Below are 22,635 nucleotides of genomic sequence, written 5' to 3' on the forward strand. Positions count from 1 at the left end.
TTAAATGTCGAAAGAAACTTTCAAAAAAATTTTGCACCAAAGTATATATTTTCAGAATTCTGTTCAAACTTGTTGCTGAGGTGATGAAAAATGAAAGAAGAAGAAAAACAAAACAAAAAAACAGTACCGATGAAAGGTAAGAGTGCTATGAAAAAACGTTGGGTTTATCCTGCAGTATATTTAAGCTTTGCAGCAGTCATTCTAACTTCTGTTCTATGGTATCAAAACGATGCGAAGAATACGGAGAATAATAATACTCCAGATAGCGCATTAGAGGACAATGGAGCAGCAGTGCCTGTATCTCTTACAAAAGAAGTTTTCCAAATGCCAGTTGCTGATCCTGAAGCCATTGAAGTTGTTAAAGATTTCTTTAGCCCAGAAGCTCCGGCTCAAGAACAAGAAGCAGCCCTTGTATTCTATAACAATATCTACTACCAAAACCGCGGTATCGACTTAGCGACTGCTGATAACAAAGCATTCGACGTAACAGCAGCACTAAGTGGTAACGTTGTAAAAGTAGCGAAAGATCCTGCACTTGGATTCGTAGTAGAAGTAGAGCATGACAAAGGTGTAGTTACACACTACTCATCACTTGCTTCTGTATCTGTTAAGCAAGGTGACCAAGTGAAGCAAGGCGCGGTTTTAGGACAAGCTGGTGAGAACGCATATGATACAGATGCGAAGATCCACGCACACTTCGAAGTTCGTAAAGACGGAGAAGCAGTCGACCCAGTGATGGCTTGGGACCAATCTGTTGCACAACTTGCAACCGCTGTTGATGATTCTCGTAAAGAGATGAAAAAAGCGGAAGAGAAAAAAGCAGTAGAAGAGCAGAAGAAGGCTGAAGAGAAAAAGCCTGCTGAAGAAAAGAAGTCAGCACCAAAGTCTGAAGACAAAGGTTCTAAAGATACAAAGGACACAAAGGATTCTAAAGATACAAAAGATATGAAAGACACGAAAGATGGCAAAGATGCCAACCGTGAGCAAGAATCATCATCTCAATCAGCAGAAGATACGAATGCTCCTGCAGCAGACGACTCTGGTGCTAACGAATAATAGCAAAAAGGAAGCTGTCTCGGTTCTATCGAGGCAGTTTTTCCGTTTTTTATCCGGATTGGTAGGCAGCTGTGACCATTTATCGGTGAAACGATTCTTTTTTCAGGCGGTGATGGGTTCATCACCGGTGTAACGGAGCAGTTCTCAGGTGGTCGCAAACGTATTATCGGTGAAACAAGCATGATTACCGGCGAACGAGTAATACATATAAAAACACGTACCGTAAACAAAAATTTTTCTTTCCTTCACATTCATTAAATAACTTAATTTTCCAACTGTTTATGCAGGTTTTTTCACAAATATGGACATTTCCCCTTGTCCCAGTTGAGATTTAGGCATATAACGAAAACTTGGTTAATAAGATGTTACAAACCTACAATAATTCAATTGAGGGTGAGCGGTGAGAAATCGTACTATGGCTGCGGTGGAAAAAGGGGAATGGAAGCAATACTTATAAGCCGAAGATGACAACATAACTTGTCACGTAGCTTGTTCATACAAGTCTCTATCGCATCTCTCACATCCATTTTAGGGAGGCGAGTGGTGTGCACGATTACATCAAAGAGCGAACCATCAAGATAGGACGGTATATCGTGGAGACAAGAAAAACAGTCCGCATGATCGCAAAAGAATTCGGGGTTTCCAAAAGCACGGTGCATAAAGACCTCACCGAGCGGCTGCCTGAAATTAATCCTGATCTTGCAAACAACGTAAAAGAGATCCTCGAATACCATAAGTCCATCCGCCACTTGAGAGGTGGAGAAGCGACTCGCGTAAAGTACAAAAAAGGCACAGAGGAAGTTGTTCAGTAAGTTTATAAGATGTAAGGATGCTAGATGAAACGATATTACATTATGTGCCTTTTCGTTCCGGTCTCAAATAATTAATTTTTGACAATATTTCACCTTGTTCGACAGACTTATGATATAATGATAAATTGGATAGAACTTCGATTTTTTACTTAAAATGTCATTATATTGTATGGATGTTAACAGGGAGGATATAACATGTTTTCAAGGGACGTTGGAATTGACCTTGGTACCGCTAATGTACTGATTTATGTAAAAGGAAAAGGGATCGTACTCGATGAGCCATCTGTCGTTGCGATCGACACGAATACCGGAAAAGCACTCGCAGTAGGAGAAGAGGCCCGCCGCATGGTAGGCCGTACACCTGGAAACATCGTAGCGATCCGCCCGTTAAAAGACGGCGTTATCGCTGACTTTGAAGTAACCGAGCAGATGCTGAAACATTTTATTAATAAGATTAATGTAAAAGGCATGTTTGCCAAGCCTAGAATCTTGATCTGCACACCAACGAACATTACGTCTGTTGAGCAAAAAGCGATCAGAGAAGCTGCGCAAAAGTGCGGAGCAAAACATATCTTTCTTGAAGAAGAGCCGAAAGTGGCTGCAATTGGGGCGGGGATGGATATCTTCCAGCCGAGCGGCAATATGGTTGTGGACATCGGTGGTGGCACAACTGACATTGCGGTCTTGAGTATGGGAGATATCGTTACGTCCTCTTCTATTAAAATGGCTGGGGACAAGTTCGATACTGAAATCCTTCAATATATCAAAAAAGAGTACAAGCTGTTAATCGGTGAACGTACGGCTGAAAACATTAAGTTGAACGTCGCTACTGTTTACGAGCGTGATGAAGAGCTCGAAATCCGTGGTCGTGACATGGTATCAGGACTTCCTCGTACGATTACAGTAGGATCTAAAGAAATCCAACGTGCATTGATGGAGCCTGTGATGGTGATCGTTCAAGCGGCAAAGAGCGTTCTAGAAAAAACGCCGCCTGAATTATCCGCTGACATCATCGACCGTGGGATTATGCTAACAGGTGGGGGAGCGCTTCTTCACGGAATCGACCAGCTGTTTGCAGATGAATTGAAAGTGCCTGTGTTGATCGCAGAAGAGCCGATGAGAGCCGTAGCGAACGGAACAGGCTTAATGCTTGAACATATGGATAAAATTGCGAAAAGAAAAGTGTTTTAATGATGGAAATGCCGCCCGTATTGGGTGGCATTTTGTTTTTGTGTAGAAGGTGTGAAGGGTAAATGAGCAGGAGAACCAGCTTATAGGCCCTAAGTTAAACTTTATAGGCCCTAAAATAAAATTTATAAGCCCTGAAAAACCTTTTATAGTCCTTCACAGAAATTTATAGTCCTTCAAATGGATTTATAGGCTTTTCGACAAACAAAGGGGTAGGGTCCGCTGCTCCAAGTTACTTTACTCCTCCTCACCACCTCTAGGACAAATCCCTCATCATGAAAAAGGAATCTCATTATTTTTGCAGAAATCTATTAATAATTGTAAAAAACTGTCGATACAACAGATGAGACATTTTGTGTCCAGATTACAAATACAGGAGGAATACTCCGTGTTAAGAGGCTTTTATAATGCTGCAGCTGGCATGCTGGCACAGCAGCGCAAACAAGAAATTTTAACAAACAACATGGCGAATGCGAATACGCCTGGATATAAAGCGGACAATGCGAGTCTGCGCACGTTCCCAACGATGCTGCTTCAGCATATGGGTGAAACAGAAATGAACGGAAAAAAACTGCCGAATAACTACCCGATAGGACCTGCTGCACTATCAACAGGTGTTTACGTGCAGGAAACGACACCTAACTTTTTGCAAGGAGACATGCGCGAGACGGGGATCAAAACAGATATGGCGCTTCTTCAAGGACAAGTTCCACTTGATCCGGAAACTGGAAAGCCGGGCGGACTCTTTTTCCGATTGAACGTGAACGGTGAAGAGCGCTACACGAGAAATGGCCACTTTTCAGTGGATGCAGAAGGTAGTCTTGTAACGCCTGAAGGGTATTATGTGCTAGGAACAGATGGCAATCCGATCACGGTGAGAAGCGATAATTTTACAGTGAACAAAGACGGTACGGTCATCGATAACGGTGCAGTTGCAGGGCAGATCGATGTTGCGCACATTACGAATCCTAACAATCTTGTAAAAGAGGGGTCAGGCTTGTTCAGACTTGATGGAAACGGGAACGCACCGAGTGCTCTTGGAAATCCAAACATCACGTACAACGTGCAGCAAGGTTTTGTAGAACGTTCGAACGTGAACACCGAACAGACGATGACAGAGATGCTGACGGCATATCGTGCGTTTGAAGCCAATCAAAAAGTACTTCAAGCCTATGATCGAACGATGGAAAAAGCATCGAACGAAATTGGCCGGATCGGCTAGGGGGATCAAAACATGAACCAGTCTATGATTTCAGCAGCAGTAACGATGGGTCAGCTGCAGCATAAGCTTGATACCATCTCAAATAATATGGCGAACAGCACGACGAACGGCTATAAAAGACGTGAGGCGCAATTTTCTGATATTCTTTTTCAGCAGATTAATAGTGAAGCACTGAATCCGACAGAAGCGGGCCGTCTAACACCGAACGGAATCCGTCTTGGCAGCGGAGCACGTGTTTCTTCAACTGCACTTAGTTTAGAAGCAGGCACGCTGCAGCAGACAGGACGACTTCTTGATGTAGCGCTCACACAGCCTAGCTTTTATTTTCAGATTTCGGGCGTGGATAACAACGGAAACGTAACGCAGCAGTTCACAAGGGACGGTGCGTTCTATTTGTCACCGTCTGCTAACAATGCAAATGTGATGGAACTTGTAACGTCTGAGGGCAATAAAGTAATGGGTGTAGACGGACCGATTACGATTCCAGCTGACCATAGCAAAATTACCATTGGACAAAACGGCCAAGTTTCGGTAACGTTAAATAATGGAGCGATTGTTGAATCAGGGCAGCTAGCGATTGTGAACATGGTTCGGCCGCAGTTAATGTTATCTGTCGGACAGAACTTGCAAGCGCCACAGGACATTCCGTTAAATCAACTGATAGAGGAAGTAAATGCTGGAGCAGGTAACTTCGTTCAGCAAGGTGCACTCGAATCCTCGAACGTAAATATCTCTACGGAGATGACGGAAATGATTCAAACACAGCGTTCTTATCAATTTAATGCGCGTTCTCTTACAATTGCTGACCAGATGATGGGGTTAGTAAACGGGCTTCGCTAAATGAGGTAGGTTTGTATGACGAATAAGATGCAAGAGTTGAATAAAAACGAAAAACCGAAAACACAGCGTTACCAAGAAAAAGAAACGTCTTCTAAAGAAGAGAAGAAACAATGGTATCAACGCCGAACGAAAAGAAGCTTTCCAATCTGGCTGCGTCTTCTGCTTCTTGTCTGTGGAATCATCGTCTGCTTTGCTGTTGGTACGATGGTTGGCTATGGCGTGATTGGTGACGGCAAACCGATGAATGTGTTTGAAAAAGAAACATGGACACACATCATCGACCTTGTAGAAAAAGATGCGTAAAGATATAATAAAAAAACAATGACAATGAATGTAGTCATTGTTTTCTTTTGATGTAAAATTAGTACCAGGTAACAATACCAAGTATAATGAAAATAGATTAGAAACAATGAGTGAAAAAGAAAGGTGATGTTTGTATATGCTAACAATCGAAGAAATAAAAGAAATCATTCCGCACCGTTATCCGTTCTTGCTGATCGACCGTATTTTAGAAGTAGAAGAAGGAGAGCGCGCTGTCGGGATCAAGAATGTTACAGCGAATGAAGAATTCTTCAACGGCCACTTCCCAGAGTACCCGGTTATGCCAGGCGTATTGATTGTAGAAGCGCTTGCGCAGGTAGGGGCAGTCGCGATGCTGAAAAAAGAAGAAAACCGCGGACGCCTTGCATTTTTCGCAGGTATTGATAACTGCCGTTTTAAAAAGCAAGTGGTACCAGGAGATCAGCTTCGTCTAGAAGTTGAGATGACACGCGTGCGCGGTTCGATCGGTAAAGGAAAAGGTATCGCAACCGTTGATGGCCAAGTAGCCTGCGAAGTCGAGATCACCTTCGCACTAGGCAAATAGGGGTCTGACCCCACACAATTATCATAAAAGCTTGAAATGGAGCATTTCCTTAGGGGTGTATGTCCTATTTCAAGCTTTCTTTTTATGCTATTTTATTTTTGACACTTCAAAATACGGCTGCTCGAAGGAGAATAAATCATGATAAAAAATTATGAATATGTCTTGTTTGACTTAGACGGCACTCTTTCTGATCCAAAAAAGGGTATTACAAAATCTGTTCAATTTGCTCTGAGAAGAATGGGAATCACAGAAGAGAATCTGGATGACTTAGAATCTTTTATTGGACCCCCGCTTCAGCAATCTTTCTCAGAATTCTATTCCTTTGATGAAACGCAGATAGAAACAGCCATCACGCACTATCGTGAAAGATTCAAAGACATAGGCATGTACGAGAATACACTTTACGAACATATTCCTTCCCTTCTTCAAGAACTAAAAGAGAATGGCCATACATTAGTTATCGCAACTTCTAAACCTACTGTGTTTGCTGAAGAAATTTTAAATTACTTCAACATACATCATCATTTCGACTTGATCGTTGGCAGCAATCTTGACGGAACACGAACGAGTAAAACGGAGATTATTCAACATATTCTTCACTATTACAGCGACCAACCAAAGGAATTGTTCATCATGATCGGTGATAGAAAGCATGACATGATTGGCGCACGTAACACAGATATTGATTCAATAGGTGTTACATACGGATATGGATCAATAGAGGAACTTACAGCTGCAAAACCTACTACTATTGTTAAAACTGTCTCTGAATTAAGAGAAGTCTTGTTAAAAAACACCCTCTATTCAAATCCAAAGCTGAACAAATAGAAAATATGAGTTAAGTGTACTTGTAGAAAAAACACAATCTCCCTATGTCCGCATATGACGGACACTACATAATTATTACGAGGTAATTCCTTTTATATCCACGGATAAGCTCAATAATTCCAGGTATAAGCTCAATAAATTCGCGTATAAAATTATTTATCCGATTTTCGACAGGATTCGCTATTAGCTAAGGGTATTTTGCTAACCTCAATCACATCACAACTAACGAAGTGCCCAATACAAAGAACACATCAAAAAAACCTGGAGCACCCTCCAGGTTTCAAACTAAATGCCTATTTCGCCCTCGCCACGATTCCGTTATGCACCTTAATGTAACCATGATGCAAAATCTCTAGACCATTTTCATGTAAATAGAGCCCCATCTGCTCTAACGTCATCAGTTCGCGATACGTATGGTTCATCACATCCGCCATGATCTCGTAATACAGTTTGGAACGCATTTGCGCACGAGGCGTTGTCATCACGATATAGCCGCTCGGTTTCAAAAACTTTCGATGCCATTCAACGACTTCAGCTTTCATAGAGTCTGGAAAATGCTCTAACAAACCGACGCTGAGCACGATATCGAACTCTTTGCCATATGGCAGATTGCGGATATCATCCACAACATACGAGATGTTGAAGTCGTCCTTATAATAAACTTTATCTCCGCCTGTTCGTGAATTTTTCCCTAAAAACGGATAAGACTCAGGAAACTCTGCGAACCGTGCATCTCGGCAGAAGGGATCATAATCCACCATCACTACCTCGCCGTCAGGATACATCGCACTAAGCTGCATCGCCTCATAGCCTTCAGCAGCTCCTAAAAATAGAATGCGAGGCTTATCCACATCCAGTCCTTCGAACAACGCTCTCTTTCCGCGCGGATCCCAGATGCCGTCTTGAATGCGGTGCACATAATTCCAGAGGTGGATCCGCACGTAATCACCAAGTGCGGTCTTTACTTCACTAGGTTTGAAGCTTGTTAAACTTTTTAAAAATGCCCCTTTTTTCTCACCAATCTCAGTGGGTACATCCTTAGAGAACCACTCGTGAAAGGACTGGTTGAACATCGTCCAGGATGTATGGACCGGGAGCATCTCACCGTGCGTTTTTTCCCACTCTGTTTTTTCTTTTGAAAAAGAAGTCACTTCATACGGTTTGCCAATATCTTTCCACGTCACAGTAGACCAATCGTTCACCGTATTTACTTTTACAAACTTTTCATATTCTTTTCTGTCTCTATACTGACGCAAATCCATTCGATATGACGGTCTCACTTCCGTTTGGCCAAACGTTTTCGGTTGCTGAACAGCGGTTTCAAGCATGATAAGCCCTCCTTAAAAAGGATTTTTTATAGATATTCAAAGAAAGTATGTAAAATCCTCTAAAACCTAACATTTCGCTTCAACATGATAAAATAGAATAAAGAAAACAGGGAGGGAAATGGATATGAAGATTATTTTTATCGGTGACAGCATTACAGCTTCAAATAAAAACACAGACGCAGATCGACTTGGAGACGGTTATGTTCGCATGATTAAAGAAGTCTTGCCAAAGGAAGTAACCGTGATCAATAAAGGTGTGAACGGACATCGTGTGACAGAACTTGCTTTTCGGTGGCAGCGAGATGTAATTGATCTTGAGCCTGACCTCTTATCTGTTTCCATCGGGATCAACGATGTGTGGAGACAGCTCGACAGCCCTCAATTGCAGCAGATCGATGTTTCTCAGTTTGAGGAGGTTTACCGAGATTTGTTATCGCAACTTTCAACAAAAACAAAACTCGTCCTTATGGAACCAACAATCATAAAAGAAAATACAGAATCTCAAGGAAATCAGCTGTTGATTCCGTATGTAGAAGTGGTCCGAAAGTTAGCACAAGAATTTCAAGCTGTACTCGTACCTACACATGAAATTTTTATCAACCATATAAACAAAAAACCAGATGTGTCCTTAACAACAGACGGTGTACATATGAGGCGTAAAGGAAATGAACTTATGGCAAAAACTTGGCTGGAAGCGGCAGAATCACTTGTTACCCAATAAAACCGAACAGGAGTTACATAGATGACAAACACATTACTAACATTCTTTAACGAAATGCATCGAGAGGCGTTAAACGCATTTTATTTACCTCAGGAGCAAGAAAAATTCACTGCCATGCCGAATGAGGCGTTAATAAAGTGTGAAGAAGATCGTGGACGTCATCCTGTGGTTATTGAGGCACACGGCAAAACAGTCGGTTTTGTCGTTCTGCATAAGGGGGAAAATATTCAGGATTTTACTGCAAACCCAAACGCGATGGTGATTCGTGCGCTATCCATCAATCATTCCGAGCAAGGAAAAGGGTACGCAAAAGAGGCGATGCTGCAGCTGCCTGCATTCGTTTCCAAACACTTTCCGGAAGTCAATGAACTGATACTAGCCGTAAACTTTAAAAACGATTCAGCGAAAAAGCTTTACGAAAAAGTGGGCTTTGTTGATCGTGGCCAGATCAAACCTGGTCCAGTCGGTCCCCAATATGTGCTGCATTTTGATGTTTGATTATTAAGCTAATATAAAGCTGATTTTAGAATTGTAAAGTGTTGGTTATGACTTGGTAAATTGCGTCTTTTCGGGTTTTTTTCATGATATATTCTGAACAGGGACAGGGAAATCCCATACTCATGCAAAATCATAATGAAAATCCGAAGGGAGCAATTGAACAATGAGCAAAACGTTTTTGGCTAAAATCGGAGCATCTCTTTTGGCAATTATGTTAATCACTGCATGTAACAACGCGGAAAACACGAATACTGATGAAGAAACAAACACGGAAGAAACAGAGACTCAAGATGAAGAAACAACGACCGATGAAGAAGGTTCTACAGAAGAAGAAACTTCAACAGATGAGGAATCAACAGAAGAGTCAGCTGAATAAGATAGAAGAAGTGCCGGGCCTCTACCTTCCAGAGAGGACCCGGTTTTGATTTATTTAGGTATTCTTAACGTCGGTAGCATTTTTACGGTACACGTTCTTATAAATATTACACGATCGCACATATATTGGTGATTTACGCACACTTCATGAATACTTACACACATTTCGACACCAATTACGCACATCTCATGCCGTATTTCACACACTTTTTCTTCATTTACGCACAAACTGAAAAAAAGCTTGTTTCAACATCTCATATCTACGGTCTGTATAAGGAATTAACTCAGCCCCTAAGTAAACACGCATACCATTATCTGAAAAATATGAAAATATACCCATTTAAGACCATTTTTATCAGCCGAATGACTCATTTCTAAGAAAAGAAAACATGGCATAATTAAAGGAATGAAAGCGTTATCTTAAAAGCATTTGTGCAAACGCTTTCGCTAAATTGCACACTACAAAAAGGGGGAAATGAAGTGAGGAAAATGAAATCTCGCAACAGAGTTTCTTGGTTATTGCTTTTTACGCTTATTTTGCAAACGTTTGCATCTTCGCTACTCATACAACCATCTTCAACAAAAGCGGTGGAGCGAACCGTAACACTCGTTGGAGATCTGCAATCTGAACTTGGTGGTTCTAGTGACTGGAACCCTGCAGACACTGCTACAAAGATGGAACTTCAACCGAACGGAAAGTACAAGCTCACTGGAAAACTTCCTGCCGGTACCTATGAATACAAGGTCGCCATCAATGGTTCATGGGACGAGAACTATGGAGTTGATGGAAAGCAAGGCGGTGACAACTACAAGCTGACGATCGACAAGGAAAAAGAAGTTACATTTGTTTATGATGACACGACTCACAAACTAACGATTCCAGAACCACTTCCTACCGAAAAAACACCGCGAATCGTAGGTGATATTCAGCCGGATATCGGAGCGGGCGGCGAGTGGACGCCAGGTGAATCGACCGCACTATTACAAGATGAGGACGGTGACAACATCTACACATACACCGCTCAAGTGCCAAAAGGAAAGCACGAATTTAAAGTAGTGCTCGGCAATAATTGGGATGCACCAAATTACCCGGCAGACAACATGAAATTAAATGTACTGAAAGACGCAGAGATCACGTTTTTTTACAATCATGACACAAAAGAAGTGTACACGAACTATGATGCGGGTCTTCCGGATGGCAGCGTGAACGCAGGTAGGCTTCACCATGACACTTGGAACGAAGCGTTTCGTGCTCCGTTTGGAGCGATCAAAGCTGGACAAGACGTAACACTGCGCCTGCAAACAAAGAAAGGCGATCTAACAGCAGCAAAGCTATATCTTCGTAACTATAACTCCGGCAATACGACGGTCAAAGATATGGTGAACGCAGGTTGGACGACAGTGAACGGCGAAGACATCGAGCTTTGGGAAGCTACAGTTACACCTGAAGAAAAAGGGGTGTACGGCTATAAATTCACCGCGCGCGATGGCGATGCGGTAAAAGAATATGGAGAAGACACGGGTGAGGGTGGAAAAGGAGCAGCATCTGATACGAACGCCGCTCTATTCCAGATGACCGTATACGACCCGTCTTACAAAACACCTGACTGGATGAAAGAGTCGGTTGTGTATCAGATCTTCCCGGACCGTTTTTATAACGGAAACAAGAAGAACGACAAAGCCAAAACAACAGCACGTGGCACTGAACCGATCGAGCACCGAGATTGGAATGAGCTGCCGGACAACCCTCGTCAAGCAGAAACAGAAGGCTATGATGGAGACGAGATCTGGTCGAACGATTTCTTTGGCGGCGATATTGCTGGTATTCAAAAGAAATTAGATTATATTGAGTCACTTGGAGTTAATACACTTTACTTAAACCCAGTCGCACATGCAGCATCAAATCATAAATATGACGCGACAGACTATAAAGCGATGGATCCGATGTTTGGATCACCAGAAGAATTTAAGGCTTTTACAAAAGAACTGAAAAAACGCAAGATGCACTTGATTCTTGATGGTGTATTCAACCATGTTGGAGACGATTCGATCTATTTTGATCGATACGGTAAATATAAAACGGTCGGAGCGTACGAATATTGGGCAAGCATCTACGACCTGATGAGTACAAAAGGCTTAACAGAAACAGAAGCGAAAAAACAAACAGAAGCGAAGTTTAAGAAAGAAGGACAAGAGTTTAGTCCATACGGCTTTCATAATTGGTTTAACATCGAGAACGAAAAAGTGAACGGCGTTTATAAATACCAGGCGTGGTGGGGCTTTGACTCACTTCCTGAGATCAAATCGATTCCAGGTGAGGCGGTAGACTATGATTCTGAGTTGAACAACCAGCTTTTCGCAGACTATATCATGTATGACAAAGATTCTGCTGCAAAATCGTGGCTAGATCGCGGTGCATCAGGCTGGCGATTGGATGTTGCGAACGAAGTAGATACAGAGTTTTGGAGAGAGTTCCGAAAAGAGCTGAAGGAAGGCAAGAAAGATGATCCACTCATTCTAGGTGAGATCTGGGATGATGCGTCTGAATACTTCCTTGGTGATCTGTATGATTCTGTGATGAACTACCGTTTTCGTGGTGCGATGATTGATTACTTGAAGAACGGTAACGCAGAAGGTGCAGAAAACCAGATGAACGCCGTGTTTGAGGATTACCCGCAAGAAGCGTTTTACGCGTTGATGAACTTGATGGGGTCTCATGATACACCTCGTGCAGCGTTTATCCTTGGAAACGGAACAGATTCTTACGAGCGTGCAGAGCTGGATCCGAAATATAATCACGAGCTAGGCGTGAAACGACTGAAGCTCGCGGCAATCTTACAGATGGGTTATGCAGGAGCACCAACTCTTTATTATGGAGATGAAGCAGGAGTTACAGGTTCTAAAGATCCGGACGACCGAAGAACATATCCATGGGGATTTGAAGACAAAGATCTTATTAAGCATTATCAAAACATCGGAAAAGTGCGTAGTGATTACCACGATCTCTTCAGCTATGGGGAGCTTCACCATCTATACGCTGAAAAAGATGTACTTGCTTATGCTCGTACAGATAAGAAAAATGCAGCGCTTGTAATCACAAACCGCGGCAACGAAGACAAGACGGTTGAACTAGACGTGAAGAAGCTGATCGTAAACAACGTAAAGCTAACAGATCAGCTGAACAAAAAATATAAAACAGCTGTAAAGAATGGAAAGTTATCGGTAACGGTTCCGGCGATGAGCGGTCGTATGCTCGTTTCGGACAAGCACCAGAATCTGAAGGCGCCAAAAGCTGTGAAAGTTGTAAAAGCGTCAGAAAGCAGTCACGCAGTTTCGCTTTTCTGGAAAGGTGACGCAAAACGTTACGCAATCTATCAAACAACAATCTCTGGTGCTTTTTATGAAAAGGTAGCAGAAACGAAAGGTAACTCAATCAAGATCGATAACTTGGACAACGGACGCAAATATTATTTCGCGGTTGTTGCGATCGATAAAAACAACAACGAATCTTTAAAAACAGAATCAAAAGCCGCGATTCCGCATGTGGCGTTAAAGAACGGAAACTATAACATTTCAAATGTAACAGCGTTAAAGAATGGCGTGATCGACCTATCTAAGCCACAAACGGTTTCAGCTGATATCAAGATAACAGGTGAAACAGAGACGGATCTTGCAGAAGGCTTACAAAGTGAGCTGCAAGTGAAAGAACCAGGCAAGACGGACTGGACAACTCATAAAGGAACGTACACCGCTCAAAACGGAGAATTTAATACGTTTAGCGCAGATTTCTTACCTTTTAAAGAGGGAGCGTATCAATATCGTTATGCGTTCTCAACCGATCTAGGCAGAACGTGGGTAACAAGTGAAACAAAGACGGTTACGTTCACAAAAGGCGATGACACGACTGCTCCTGCAACATCTGTAACATTGGAAGAACCAGCGCAAGAGTCAGGACAAGTGAATCTGAAATGGTCTGTAGAAGGAGCGAACGAGCCTTATCTATTCACGATCGTTCGTGATGGAGAAGTCATTGATCAAGTCCTTGATACAAGTGCCACAACGTACAAAGATCTGAACGTAACGAACGGAAAAGTCTATACGTATGAAGTGCACATATACGACAAAGCCGGTAACAGCGTGAAGTCGAACGCCGTTCAAGTTATGCCAGATCTTGTTATGGTAAAAGTCACAATGAAAGTAAACGCACCAGCTTATACACCACAAGGCGTGGATGTTACGATGCCAGGCAGCAAGAACGGCTGGAACACAGGTGCGTGGAAGATGACACGTGGCGGCGCTGTAACCAACGATTATGAATATACGTTTGAAGCGCAAGAAGGCGAAGTTATTACCTACAAATACGCGAAGAACAGCTCTTGGGATCAAGAAGGTCTTGCTGATCATACACCGAGTAATCAAAACGATGATGATGTAAGTTATTACGGTTACGGGGCAACAGGAACAGACTTGAGCTTTGTTGTAACGAACCAAGGCGGCAACTCGATGGTCGTTCAAGATAAGATCTTACGATGGATCGATATGCCGGTTGTCGTAACCTCTCATTCAGATGGCCAGACTGTAACATCTGACACGATCACCCTAAAAGGAAATGCCATCAAAGAAGGTGTGATGACGATCAACGGCCAGCCGGTTACCATCAACGATGACATGACGTTCTCACACACGGTGAACTTGAGTGCAGGAGAGAACAAGCTGAACATTCATATTGAACCGTCAGAAGAGAACAAAACGACTATTTTCAAAAACGACGGTGGAGCAATTGGGAAGAACACGAAAGATATTGTGATGACGATTAATAAGAATTAGTTTGGTAGGGTGTCGCTTCTCTTCGGGAGCGGCATCTTTTTCCTTTCATTACATTTTCTTTACTGTTTTAGTTTTAAAGATTTACTTAAGAAAAAATATGCTATATTCATATATGATTTTAGAGGGGGTAAGAGTATGAAGTATTTTATGAGTTTACTTGCTGCAGGTTTATTCGTCTTAGGAATTAATAGCACAGATGTATCTGCAGAGTCATTTAATGTGAAGGTCGGAAATGATAGTGTTGTTTTCCCAGATGAGAAACCTATTGTGCAAAACAATAGATTGTTAGTTCCACTCAGACCGGTTTTTGAATCAATGAACGCTGAAGTGAAATGGAATTCAGAAACAAACATGGTTACCTCGCAACTATCAAAGTATGGAACAACAGCTAAGCTTGCACTTAATATTCAATCACCATTTTTAGAAAAACAATACAATAATAAATTCTATATTCAGCAATCTGATATCAAACCAGCCATTATTAATAATCGTACATACATACCGCTCCGTCTAGTTGGTGAAGCTTACGGATATGATGTAACGTGGGATGGAAGCACAAATACTGCGACTTATAATGAAACCGGGTCACTTCATCTAACAGATCCAACTTATAAGACTCACTTATCAACTGGAACGATCAGTAAACAAAATGTGTACGAACTTGAAACGTTCTTTTCTGTTAATAAAAACCGTTTGAATAACGGCAAAAAAGAGTTAGCTTTAAACCCTACATTGAGCAATGTCGCAAGAGAAAAATCTCGGGATATGCTTGTGAAAAACTATTTTGACCACACGTCTCCAACATATGGCTCACCGTTTGATATGATGAAGCAGTTTGGGATTACGTATACTTCAGCAGGAGAAAACATTGCTGCCGGTTATACGACAACAAGTGCTGTTATGACAGGCTGGATGAACAGCCCCGGTCACAAAGCGAACATTTTGAGTGATAACTTCACACAAATTGGTGTGGGTTATATGAAAGGTACAACAGGATACAAGACATACTGGACACAGATGTTTATTCGTCCTTAAAAGGGGATGCCTCATGATGAGGCATCTTTTTTTGAGTGGGAGAATGGGGAATGACCCATAGAATAGCAGTTTTGGCTCATAGAGCTTAGATTTTGACTCATAGAAATATGCGGGACTCATAGAACGTCTATTTTGACTCATAGGATGGCGAGTTTGACCCATAGAAACCTATTTTAAACTCATAGCGATGATAATTTGACCCATAGAACAAAAAGAACTGCCTAACTTGGCAGCTCTTTATCTTTTATACCTATTAAATATCGCCTCAGTAACTGATTCCACATCTTTATTACTTCTCTTCGCCTCTACATACCTCTCATAATCCTCAGCTGAAACCTCTAACAAGAAGCTCTTCGGAAAGATATAAGGCTTTCCTTTGTCTTGTTCGTCAAGATTGTTCAACACTTCCAGCTCGTCTTTGTTCTCCTTGTTGCGTTCAGGATCATATACAAACATCTTTCCATACTCTTCTTCTACACTTCTATTCACATTGATAAAATACTTCATCCCTAAAACACTCCTGTTTTTTTGTTTATGTAAATGTTATTCCCTAGACACGTTGAAATCAGACATATAAAGGTACAAAAAGGGAAGATAATCTATAAAAATAGTACAAGCACGACTCGTCATATTTCGAACTTTGTCCCGATATGATGTAGAGAGAGCCTGACAAGCGCAGGCTTATCACACGGAAAGGGAGTTGGAAGTAATGAAAACTGCGAGTTCTTGGTCTCATTCTTTAAAATTTCTTTTATTTAGTGCAGTTGGTATTTTCATGTTCTTCATTCCGATTACAGTAAAAGGAAAGTCGTCGATTCCGCTCGATCATCTTGTAACGTGGGTAAGAGATACGGCGGGTGAAGCTGTGCCGCTTTATGCGTTGCTCGTCATATTGCTCGGTGCTGTTTATCCGTTCTACAAAAAAACGTGGAACAAAGACCGAGTCACGACCACCTTCTCCTTGTTAAAAGTTGTTGGACTCGTTGCAGCTGTCCTACTTTACTTTGAATGGGGTCCGAGCTGGTTAAGCGATCCGAACATGGGACCGTTCTTATTTGAGAAACTCGTGATTCCTGTTGGATTACTCGTTCCACTCGGTGCTGTTTTCCTAGCTTTTATTGTGGGATATGGTCTGATGGAATTCATAGGGGTGCTTGTGCAAAAAATCATGAGACCTATCTGGAAAACGCCGGGCCGATCAGCCGTCGACGCCGTCGCTTCATTTGTTGGAAGCTACTCAATCGGTCTACTCATCACAAATCGAGTGTTTAAAGAAGGAAAGTATACGGTGAAAGAAGCAGCGATAATCGCAACAGGCTTCTCTACCGTTTCTGCAACATTCATGATTATTGTGGCGAAAACGCTAGGTCTGATGGAGATGTGGAACACCTACTTCTGGACGACGCTTGTGGTGACTTTCTTAGTAACGGCAATCACCGTTAGAATTCGTCCGTTAAGCAAAATGGATGATACGTACGCAGGTGGGGAAGGTCAGCCTGAAGAAGAGGTGAACGAGAAATACCTGCAAACAGCTTGGAGAAACGCGATGGATTCATCTCAGAATGCTCCTGCATTCTTGACTAATATCTGGTCTAACTTAAAAGACGGTTTTCTGATGGCAATGAGTATATTGCCTTCCATTATGAGTGTTGGTTTGATCGCTCTTTTGTTAGCAGAATACACGCCTGTCTTTGACTGGTTGGGTTACGTTTTCTATCCGATCACATGGGCGCTGCAGCTTCCTGATGCCATGCTTGCTGCAAAAGCGGCTTCCATCGGTGTTGCTGAAATGTTCTTGCCTGCACTTTTAGTAGTGGAAGCGGCACTCGTCACGAAATTCGTAATCGGCGTCGTATCGGTAGCTTCGATTCTGTTTTTCTCAGCTAGTATTCCTTGTGTATTATCAACAGAAATCCCAATCAGTGTTCCAAAACTACTATTCATCTGGTTCCAACGCACGGTTTTGGCATTGATTATAGCGACGCCACTAGCTTATTTACTACTATAAAAGGATAACATTACTTTTACAGGTTGTTATGTAACCCCTTTATCGATAGAATAGTAGTATATAAAACTAAATAGTCATTACCACTAGGGGTGCCTTTGTTAAGGCTGAGATTAGAGTGAACTTTAAGACCCTTGGAACCTGATTTGGTTAGAACCAGCGTAGGGAAGTGGTGTGTGGATCAGATTACTTCGCTATACATTCTAAAAACTGTGAAACCACCTCTTTGCTGCATAAAGGAGGTGGTTTTTTATTGTGGAAAAACAGCTTCATGTGATTACTACGGGAAGGCAAAATGATGATATTTTGGTGAACATAGCCGCTAGCATTCATCCGTATATAACGATGCTACATGTACGGGAAAAAACAAAGTCAGCTAAAGAACTCAGTCAACTTATTGTTCTTCTGCAGAAAGCGGGTGTGCCTTCTTCTAAAATCATCGTAAATGATCGTGTGGATGTCGCACTTTGCTCAGGCGTTAAAGGTGTTCAGCTGACACATCACAGTTTAGATGTGTCAAAAGTGCGAAGAGCTCTGCCTGAAATGATGATCGGCTCTTCCGTCCATTCTGTTTCAGAAGCACAGGAGGCTGAACAAAACGGTGCTGACTTCATCATATATGGTCATATTTTTAAGACAGATTCCAAACGTGATGCTGAGCCAAGAGGGTTAGATCAGCTTCAACATGTAGTAGATCAAACCGCAATTCCGGTCATCGCAATCGGAGGCATCACACCAAAAAACGTACAAGATGTTATGAAAACAGGTGCAGCCGGAATCGCTGTGATGTCAGGCATTTTAGAAGCAAAATCACCACTACAAGCTGTGAGACTGTACAAACAACAATTGGAGGTGTGGGATGCGCACAACGTATGATGCCATCATTATTGGAGGCGGCGTGATCGGCTGTTCCATTGCCTATGAGCTTTGTAAACAAAACAAACGTGTGCTACTTCTTGAAAAAGAAACAATTGGGAGCAAGGCGTCAAGTGCTGCAGCTGGCATGCTCGGTGCAGAGATGGAGTTTGAGACGAATCATCCACTCTATACCTTGGCCAAAGAAAGTCGGGATTCCTTCAGCTTTTTATCAAAGGAGCTCTTCGATATTTGTGGAATAGACATCGAACTGATCCAGAAGGGAATTTATGAACTCGCGTTTAAAGAGGAAGAAGCGGTTGATTTAAAGAGGGAAGCAGCGGAACGTCATGATCAAGGTGAAGAAGTTTCCTGGCTAGAAGCAAACAATCTGCTCATAAAAGAACCCTCGCTGTCGCCACTTGTAACGGGAGCCCTCTATTTTGCAAAAGATGCTCAAGTGTCACCGGTTAAGCTTACTCGCGCTTTTTATCATTCTGCAAAAATTCTTGGTGCAGAGATAAAAGAGCATACCAAAGTTGTTCAACTTCTCCAATCCAACAACAAAGTGACAGGTGTTGTAACAACAGAGGAAACGTTTCATGCTGATTCCGTCATAGTAGCTTGTGGGGTGTGGAGTTCGGATATAGAGCCTTCACTAAAAATGGTGCCAGTAAAAGGAGAATGTCTTTCCTTCAACACTAAGCGTTCATTATTAACAGGCACTGTGAAATACAAAAACTGTTACCTCGTTCCAAAGCGAGAAAACCGAATTTTTGTTGGTGCGACAAGTACACCACACGTCTTTGATGAAGACGTTACATTTTCAGGTCTCTTTGAATTGATGGAGAAAGCGAAACAGATCGTTCCTGAATTAAGTGGTGCTAGTTTTGAAAAAGCATGGGGAGGCATAAGGCCGCAAACGCTATCAGGAATTCCTAATATCGGTCGTCATCCACATAAAGAGGGGCTCATTCTTGCGACGGGGCATTATCGAAACGGCATTCTGCTTTCCGCCATAACTGGAAAAAAGATTGCTGACTATATGGAAAGCGAGGTACATAGTTCGTGAAACTTATGATAAATGGAGAAGAGGTCATGGTGCCAAACTCATTAGAGTCAATCACAGATCTGCTGAAGCACCTTAACTTACATGACCAAGTTGTTATTGCAGAAGTGAACGAAGATATCATCGATAATCAAAAACAAAGTGAAACGCAAATAAAAGAAAACGACAAGATCGAACTTGTTCGATTTGTTGGCGGAGGTTGATTATATGTTAAACATTGGACACTATTCTTTTTCATCTCGATTACTTTTAGGTACAGGCAAATACCCGGACTTTAAAACACAAAAAGAAGCGGTAGAGGCTTCTGGTTCTGAGATTTTGACGTTTGCGGTTCGTCGAATGAACATCTTTGAAGAAAGTCAGCCAAACTTTTTAGAGATGCTTGATTTGAAAAAATACACATTGTTGCCGAACACAGCAGGTGCGAAAACGGCGGCAGAAGCGGTTCGAATCGCAAAACTGGCGAAAGCATCGGGATTATGTGATATGGTAAAAGTAGAAGTCATCGGATGCGACAAAACGCTGTTGCCGGATCCAGTGGAAACATTAACAGCAACAGAAGAGCTATTAAAAGAAGGATTTATCGTGCTTCCTTATACGTCAGATGATGTGGTACTCGCTAGACGATTGGAAGAGCTGGGTTCACATGCAATCATGCCTGCCGCTTCTCCGATCGGTTCCGGGCAAGGGATCATCAATCCCCTTTATTTAAAATTCATCATCGAGCAAACGAAAGTCCCGGTTATTGTTGATGCAGGTATCGGTAGTGCGAGTGATGCGATGATCGCGATGGAACTCGGAGCGGACGGTGTGCTGTTAAACACTGCCGTAGCGGGTGCTAAGGATCCTGTGAAGATGGCCCTCGCGATGAAAATGGCGGTAGAAGCGGGACAGCTAGGGTTTGAAGCGGGAAGAATCCCGAGAAAAGAAACGGCAACAGCGAGCAGTCCTTTAGAAGGGTTGAGTGTGAAGTGAATGAACGTTATTCAAGACAAGAATTATTTAGCCCGATCGGTATAGAAGGGCAAGCGAAAATTCGAACAAAAAGCGTGCTGATCGTTGGAGCAGGCGCGCTTGGAGCAGGAAGCGCTGAAGCTCTTACGCGTGCAGGTGTAAAACGAATCGTTCTCGTTGATCGCGATTATGTGGATTGGACGAACCTTCAGCGTCAGCAGCTCTATTCTGAAGAAGATGCGAAGAGGCAGCTGCCAAAAGTAGTCGCTGCAAAAAATAGATTGAACCAAATTAATTCAGATGTCGAAATTCAGGCACATGTGATGGATATGGGGATCGAGGAAGCAGAAGAATTAATCTCTGGCATCGATCTGATCATGGACGCGACGGATAATTTTGAAACGCGTTTGTTGATTAACGACCTAGCTCAGAAATATGAGATTCCGTGGATTTACGGGGCGTGTGTTGGAAGCTATGGCATCTCTTACACGATCTTACCAGGAGATGGACCGTGTTTGAACTGTTTGCTCGATAAGATTCCGGCGAACGGTCAAACATGCGATACGGCAGGAATTATCTCTCCAGCCGTTCAGATGGTCACCGCTTATCAAACAGCAGAGGCGTTAAAGATTTTAGTAGAAGACTATGCATCTGTCCGGAGTAAAATCGTAACCTTCGATACGTGGACCAATCAGCACGTTCAATTAGGGATGGGAAAAGCGAAAAAGGTAGATTGTCCATCTTGCGGGGCTAATCCAACATATCCTTATTTAGAAAAAGGAGCTGCGTTAAAAACAGCTGTTCTTTGCGGACGGGATACTGTTCAGATCCGTCCCGCTCATACGATTGAAATTGATCTGGAGGAGATGGAGAAAAGATTACTGCCACATGGCGAGGTTCGCTGTAACCCTTATTTACTAGAGCTTCAAAGTGGCAGTCATCGCCTCGTTCTTTTTAAAGATGGACGCGCACTTGTTCATGGAACGAAGAATACGGCAGAAGCGAAATCTCTGTATCATAGATATATAGGGTAAGAATTTTGTATAATGAAGTATAGGAGGTGATTTGATTTATGGAGTTTTTTGATCTGTTGTATCAAACGGACGCTTTAGTTTTATCGATTAGTATTGCACTAACGTTTATTATTGCTAAACAGCTTACGGTTGTAAGTCGTTCTGTCATTCATAGATCAAATCACCATGTGAAGCAGGACAGGCTAAGTTCTGAGAAGAGGATGACCGACACTCACCTTGTTCAAAACTATTGCTTCATTCGAGACGAGATCGCACGAACGATGTTTAGAAAAGAAACACCTGATGATAAAGAAGGACACGTTTACTCCTTGTTTGCTTAGATTTTTTTTAAAACAAGGAGGAACAACGATTGAAGAAATATGTATCCATTCTTTCATTACTAGCTATTTTTCTATTATCGGGCTGCAATAACGCACCGATTACAGCAGAAAGTCCGGGTGTGTGGAACCATTATTTCATCTACCCGTTTTCAAAGCTCATTCAATATGTGGCGTATCTGTTTAACGATAGCTATGGCATTGCGATCATCGTCTTAACGATTGTGATACGATTCCTGATCATGCCGTTAACGCTAAAACAAACGAAAAATCAGGAAAAGATGAAGGAGATTCAGCCGGAGATCAAACAGCTTCGTGAAAAACACAAAGGGAAAGATCGAGAATCTCAACTGCAATTACAATTATAAAAAACATGAGGTCAACCCGCTATCAATGGGGTGTATGCCCCTTTTGATCCAGATGCCGATTCTGTTTGCGTTCTATTATGCAATCATTAAAACGAAAGAAATCGCATTGCATAACTTTCTTTGGTTTAACCTTGGAACAGCAGATCCTCTGCATCTGCTCCCGGTGTTAGCGGCTTTAACCACGTTCATCCAATATAAAATGAGTACAACTGAGCTTGCTGCTTCAAATCCGCAAATAAAAATGATGGGTTATGTGATGCCGATTATCATCCTATTCTCGGCATGGAAGCTAGCGGCCGTTCTGCCTCTTTATTGGATGGTGGGGAATGTATTTTTAACGATTCAAAATGTTGTTTTGCAAAAACGAAAGAAGAATGCAGCGTCTGCTAGCTTGTAATAAGAAAACGACCCGATTTTTATGAACTGCACCCCAATTGT

22 protein-coding genes, 1 pseudogene and 1 riboswitch are annotated in these 22,635 nt (G+C 42.2%); of the genes and pseudogenes, 21 read left to right on the forward strand and 2 right to left on the reverse strand.

Going from position 1 to position 22,635, the window contains the following annotated elements; genetic code table 11:
- Positions 1–90: 90 nt before the first annotated feature.
- The 8 genes from P4V41_RS04330 to P4V41_RS04365 all read left to right on the forward strand — a co-directional run bounded on the left by P4V41_RS04330 (position 91) and on the right by P4V41_RS04365 (position 6,811).
- On the forward strand, positions 91–1,056 hold the full coding sequence (locus P4V41_RS04330; RefSeq protein WP_328083569.1) for a M23 family metallopeptidase: 966 nt from the start codon (positions 91–93) through the stop codon (positions 1,054–1,056).
- A 545-nt stretch (positions 1,057–1,601) separates the two neighbouring features.
- Positions 1,602–1,868, forward strand: a complete 267-nt coding sequence (gene spoIIID, locus P4V41_RS04335) for a sporulation transcriptional regulator SpoIIID (RefSeq protein WP_007203593.1) — start codon at positions 1,602–1,604, stop codon at positions 1,866–1,868.
- Positions 1,869–2,063: 195 nt separating this feature from the next.
- Entirely contained in the window at positions 2,064–3,059 is a 996-nt protein-coding gene (locus P4V41_RS04340) for a rod shape-determining protein (protein ID WP_197128328.1), read from the forward strand.
- A gap of 385 nt (positions 3,060–3,444) precedes the next feature.
- Positions 3,445–4,278 carry a flagellar hook-basal body protein gene (locus P4V41_RS04345; RefSeq protein ID WP_328083571.1) on the forward strand — a complete coding sequence of 278 codons (834 nt, stop codon included), beginning with the start codon at positions 3,445–3,447 and terminating at the stop codon, positions 4,276–4,278.
- A 12-nt stretch (positions 4,279–4,290) separates the two neighbouring features.
- Positions 4,291–5,118, forward strand: coding sequence for a flagellar hook-basal body protein (locus P4V41_RS04350; protein WP_328083572.1), 828 nt, complete (start codon positions 4,291–4,293; stop codon positions 5,116–5,118).
- A gap of 15 nt (positions 5,119–5,133) precedes the next feature.
- Positions 5,134–5,421 (forward strand): DNA-directed RNA polymerase subunit beta, encoded by a 288-nt coding sequence (locus tag P4V41_RS04355; protein ID WP_066398845.1) that lies wholly within the window; start codon positions 5,134–5,136, stop codon positions 5,419–5,421.
- A 136-nt stretch (positions 5,422–5,557) separates the two neighbouring features.
- Positions 5,558–5,983 carry a 3-hydroxyacyl-ACP dehydratase FabZ gene (fabZ, locus tag P4V41_RS04360; protein ID WP_066398842.1) on the forward strand — a complete coding sequence of 142 codons (426 nt, stop codon included), beginning with the start codon at positions 5,558–5,560 and terminating at the stop codon, positions 5,981–5,983.
- 141 nt (positions 5,984–6,124) lie between these two features.
- Positions 6,125–6,811 (forward strand): HAD family hydrolase, encoded by a 687-nt coding sequence (locus P4V41_RS04365; RefSeq protein WP_328083589.1) that lies wholly within the window; start codon positions 6,125–6,127, stop codon positions 6,809–6,811.
- Between the two features lie 293 nt (positions 6,812–7,104).
- On the opposite strand, the gene P4V41_RS04370 is transcribed toward P4V41_RS04365, so the two are convergent.
- The gene (locus P4V41_RS04370; RefSeq protein ID WP_328083573.1) at positions 7,105–8,139 is read right to left on the reverse strand and encodes a class I SAM-dependent methyltransferase; all 1,035 of its coding nucleotides are present in this window, start codon (positions 8,137–8,139) and stop codon (positions 7,105–7,107) included.
- 124 nt (positions 8,140–8,263) lie between these two features.
- Between P4V41_RS04370 and P4V41_RS04375 the strand changes: the two genes are divergently transcribed.
- The 5 genes from P4V41_RS04375 to P4V41_RS04395 all read left to right on the forward strand — a co-directional run bounded on the left by P4V41_RS04375 (position 8,264) and on the right by P4V41_RS04395 (position 15,595).
- Positions 8,264–8,860 carry an SGNH/GDSL hydrolase family protein gene (locus P4V41_RS04375; protein WP_328083574.1) on the forward strand — a complete coding sequence of 199 codons (597 nt, stop codon included), beginning with the start codon at positions 8,264–8,266 and terminating at the stop codon, positions 8,858–8,860.
- Between the two features lie 21 nt (positions 8,861–8,881).
- The gene (locus P4V41_RS04380) at positions 8,882–9,358 is read left to right on the forward strand and encodes a GNAT family N-acetyltransferase (protein ID WP_328083575.1); all 477 of its coding nucleotides are present in this window, start codon (positions 8,882–8,884) and stop codon (positions 9,356–9,358) included.
- A gap of 163 nt (positions 9,359–9,521) precedes the next feature.
- Positions 9,522–9,734 (forward strand): hypothetical protein, encoded by a 213-nt coding sequence (locus P4V41_RS04385; protein WP_328083576.1) that lies wholly within the window; start codon positions 9,522–9,524, stop codon positions 9,732–9,734.
- 488 nt (positions 9,735–10,222) lie between these two features.
- Complete coding sequence (locus P4V41_RS04390) at positions 10,223–14,560, forward strand: alpha-amylase family glycosyl hydrolase (RefSeq protein WP_328083590.1); 4,338 nt, start codon at positions 10,223–10,225, stop codon at positions 14,558–14,560.
- Positions 14,561–14,695: 135 nt separating this feature from the next.
- Complete coding sequence (locus P4V41_RS04395) at positions 14,696–15,595, forward strand: stalk domain-containing protein (RefSeq protein WP_328083577.1); 900 nt, start codon at positions 14,696–14,698, stop codon at positions 15,593–15,595.
- A 237-nt stretch (positions 15,596–15,832) separates the two neighbouring features.
- Here P4V41_RS04395 and P4V41_RS04400 read toward each other — a convergent pair whose 3' ends face one another.
- Entirely contained in the window at positions 15,833–16,102 is a 270-nt protein-coding gene (locus tag P4V41_RS04400; RefSeq protein ID WP_328083578.1) for a hypothetical protein, read from the reverse strand.
- A 202-nt stretch (positions 16,103–16,304) separates the two neighbouring features.
- On the opposite strand from P4V41_RS04400, the gene P4V41_RS04405 reads away from it, so the two are divergent.
- The 8 genes and pseudogenes from P4V41_RS04405 (at position 16,305) to yidC (ending at position 22,594) form a co-directional block, all read left to right on the forward strand.
- Positions 16,305–17,603 (forward strand): YjiH family protein, encoded by a 1,299-nt coding sequence (locus P4V41_RS04405; RefSeq protein WP_328083579.1) that lies wholly within the window; start codon positions 16,305–16,307, stop codon positions 17,601–17,603.
- Positions 17,604–17,678: 75 nt separating this feature from the next.
- Positions 17,679–17,785: riboswitch (TPP riboswitch) on the forward strand.
- Between the two features lie 70 nt (positions 17,786–17,855).
- Positions 17,856–18,476 carry a thiazole tautomerase TenI gene (gene tenI, locus P4V41_RS04410; RefSeq protein WP_328083580.1) on the forward strand — a complete coding sequence of 207 codons (621 nt, stop codon included), beginning with the start codon at positions 17,856–17,858 and terminating at the stop codon, positions 18,474–18,476.
- Positions 18,460–19,527 (forward strand): glycine oxidase ThiO, encoded by a 1,068-nt coding sequence (gene thiO / locus P4V41_RS04415; RefSeq protein WP_328083581.1) that lies wholly within the window; start codon positions 18,460–18,462, stop codon positions 19,525–19,527. The genes tenI and thiO overlap by 17 nt, the downstream gene beginning before the upstream one ends.
- A 5-nt stretch (positions 19,528–19,532) precedes the next feature.
- Positions 19,533–19,727, forward strand: a complete 195-nt coding sequence (gene thiS, locus P4V41_RS04420; protein WP_328083591.1) for a sulfur carrier protein ThiS — start codon at positions 19,533–19,535, stop codon at positions 19,725–19,727.
- A gap of 4 nt (positions 19,728–19,731) precedes the next feature.
- Positions 19,732–20,499, forward strand: a complete 768-nt coding sequence (locus P4V41_RS04425) for a thiazole synthase (protein WP_328083582.1) — start codon at positions 19,732–19,734, stop codon at positions 20,497–20,499.
- Positions 20,496–21,512, forward strand: coding sequence for a MoeB/ThiF family adenylyltransferase (locus P4V41_RS04430; RefSeq protein WP_328083583.1), 1,017 nt, complete (start codon positions 20,496–20,498; stop codon positions 21,510–21,512). Before P4V41_RS04425 ends, P4V41_RS04430 begins: the two co-directional genes overlap by 4 nt.
- Positions 21,513–21,550: 38 nt before the next feature.
- Positions 21,551–21,832 (forward strand): hypothetical protein, encoded by a 282-nt coding sequence (locus P4V41_RS04435; protein ID WP_328083584.1) that lies wholly within the window; start codon positions 21,551–21,553, stop codon positions 21,830–21,832.
- A 29-nt stretch (positions 21,833–21,861) separates the two neighbouring features.
- Positions 21,862–22,594: pseudogene (gene yidC, locus P4V41_RS21620) on the forward strand (membrane protein insertase YidC).
- The last annotated feature ends 41 nt before the right edge of the window (positions 22,595–22,635 follow it).

The sequence above is a fragment of the Fictibacillus nanhaiensis genome (genome assembly GCF_036213205.1).
Taxonomy (GTDB): Bacteria; Bacillota; Bacilli; order Bacillales; family Fictibacillaceae; genus Fictibacillus; species Fictibacillus nanhaiensis_E.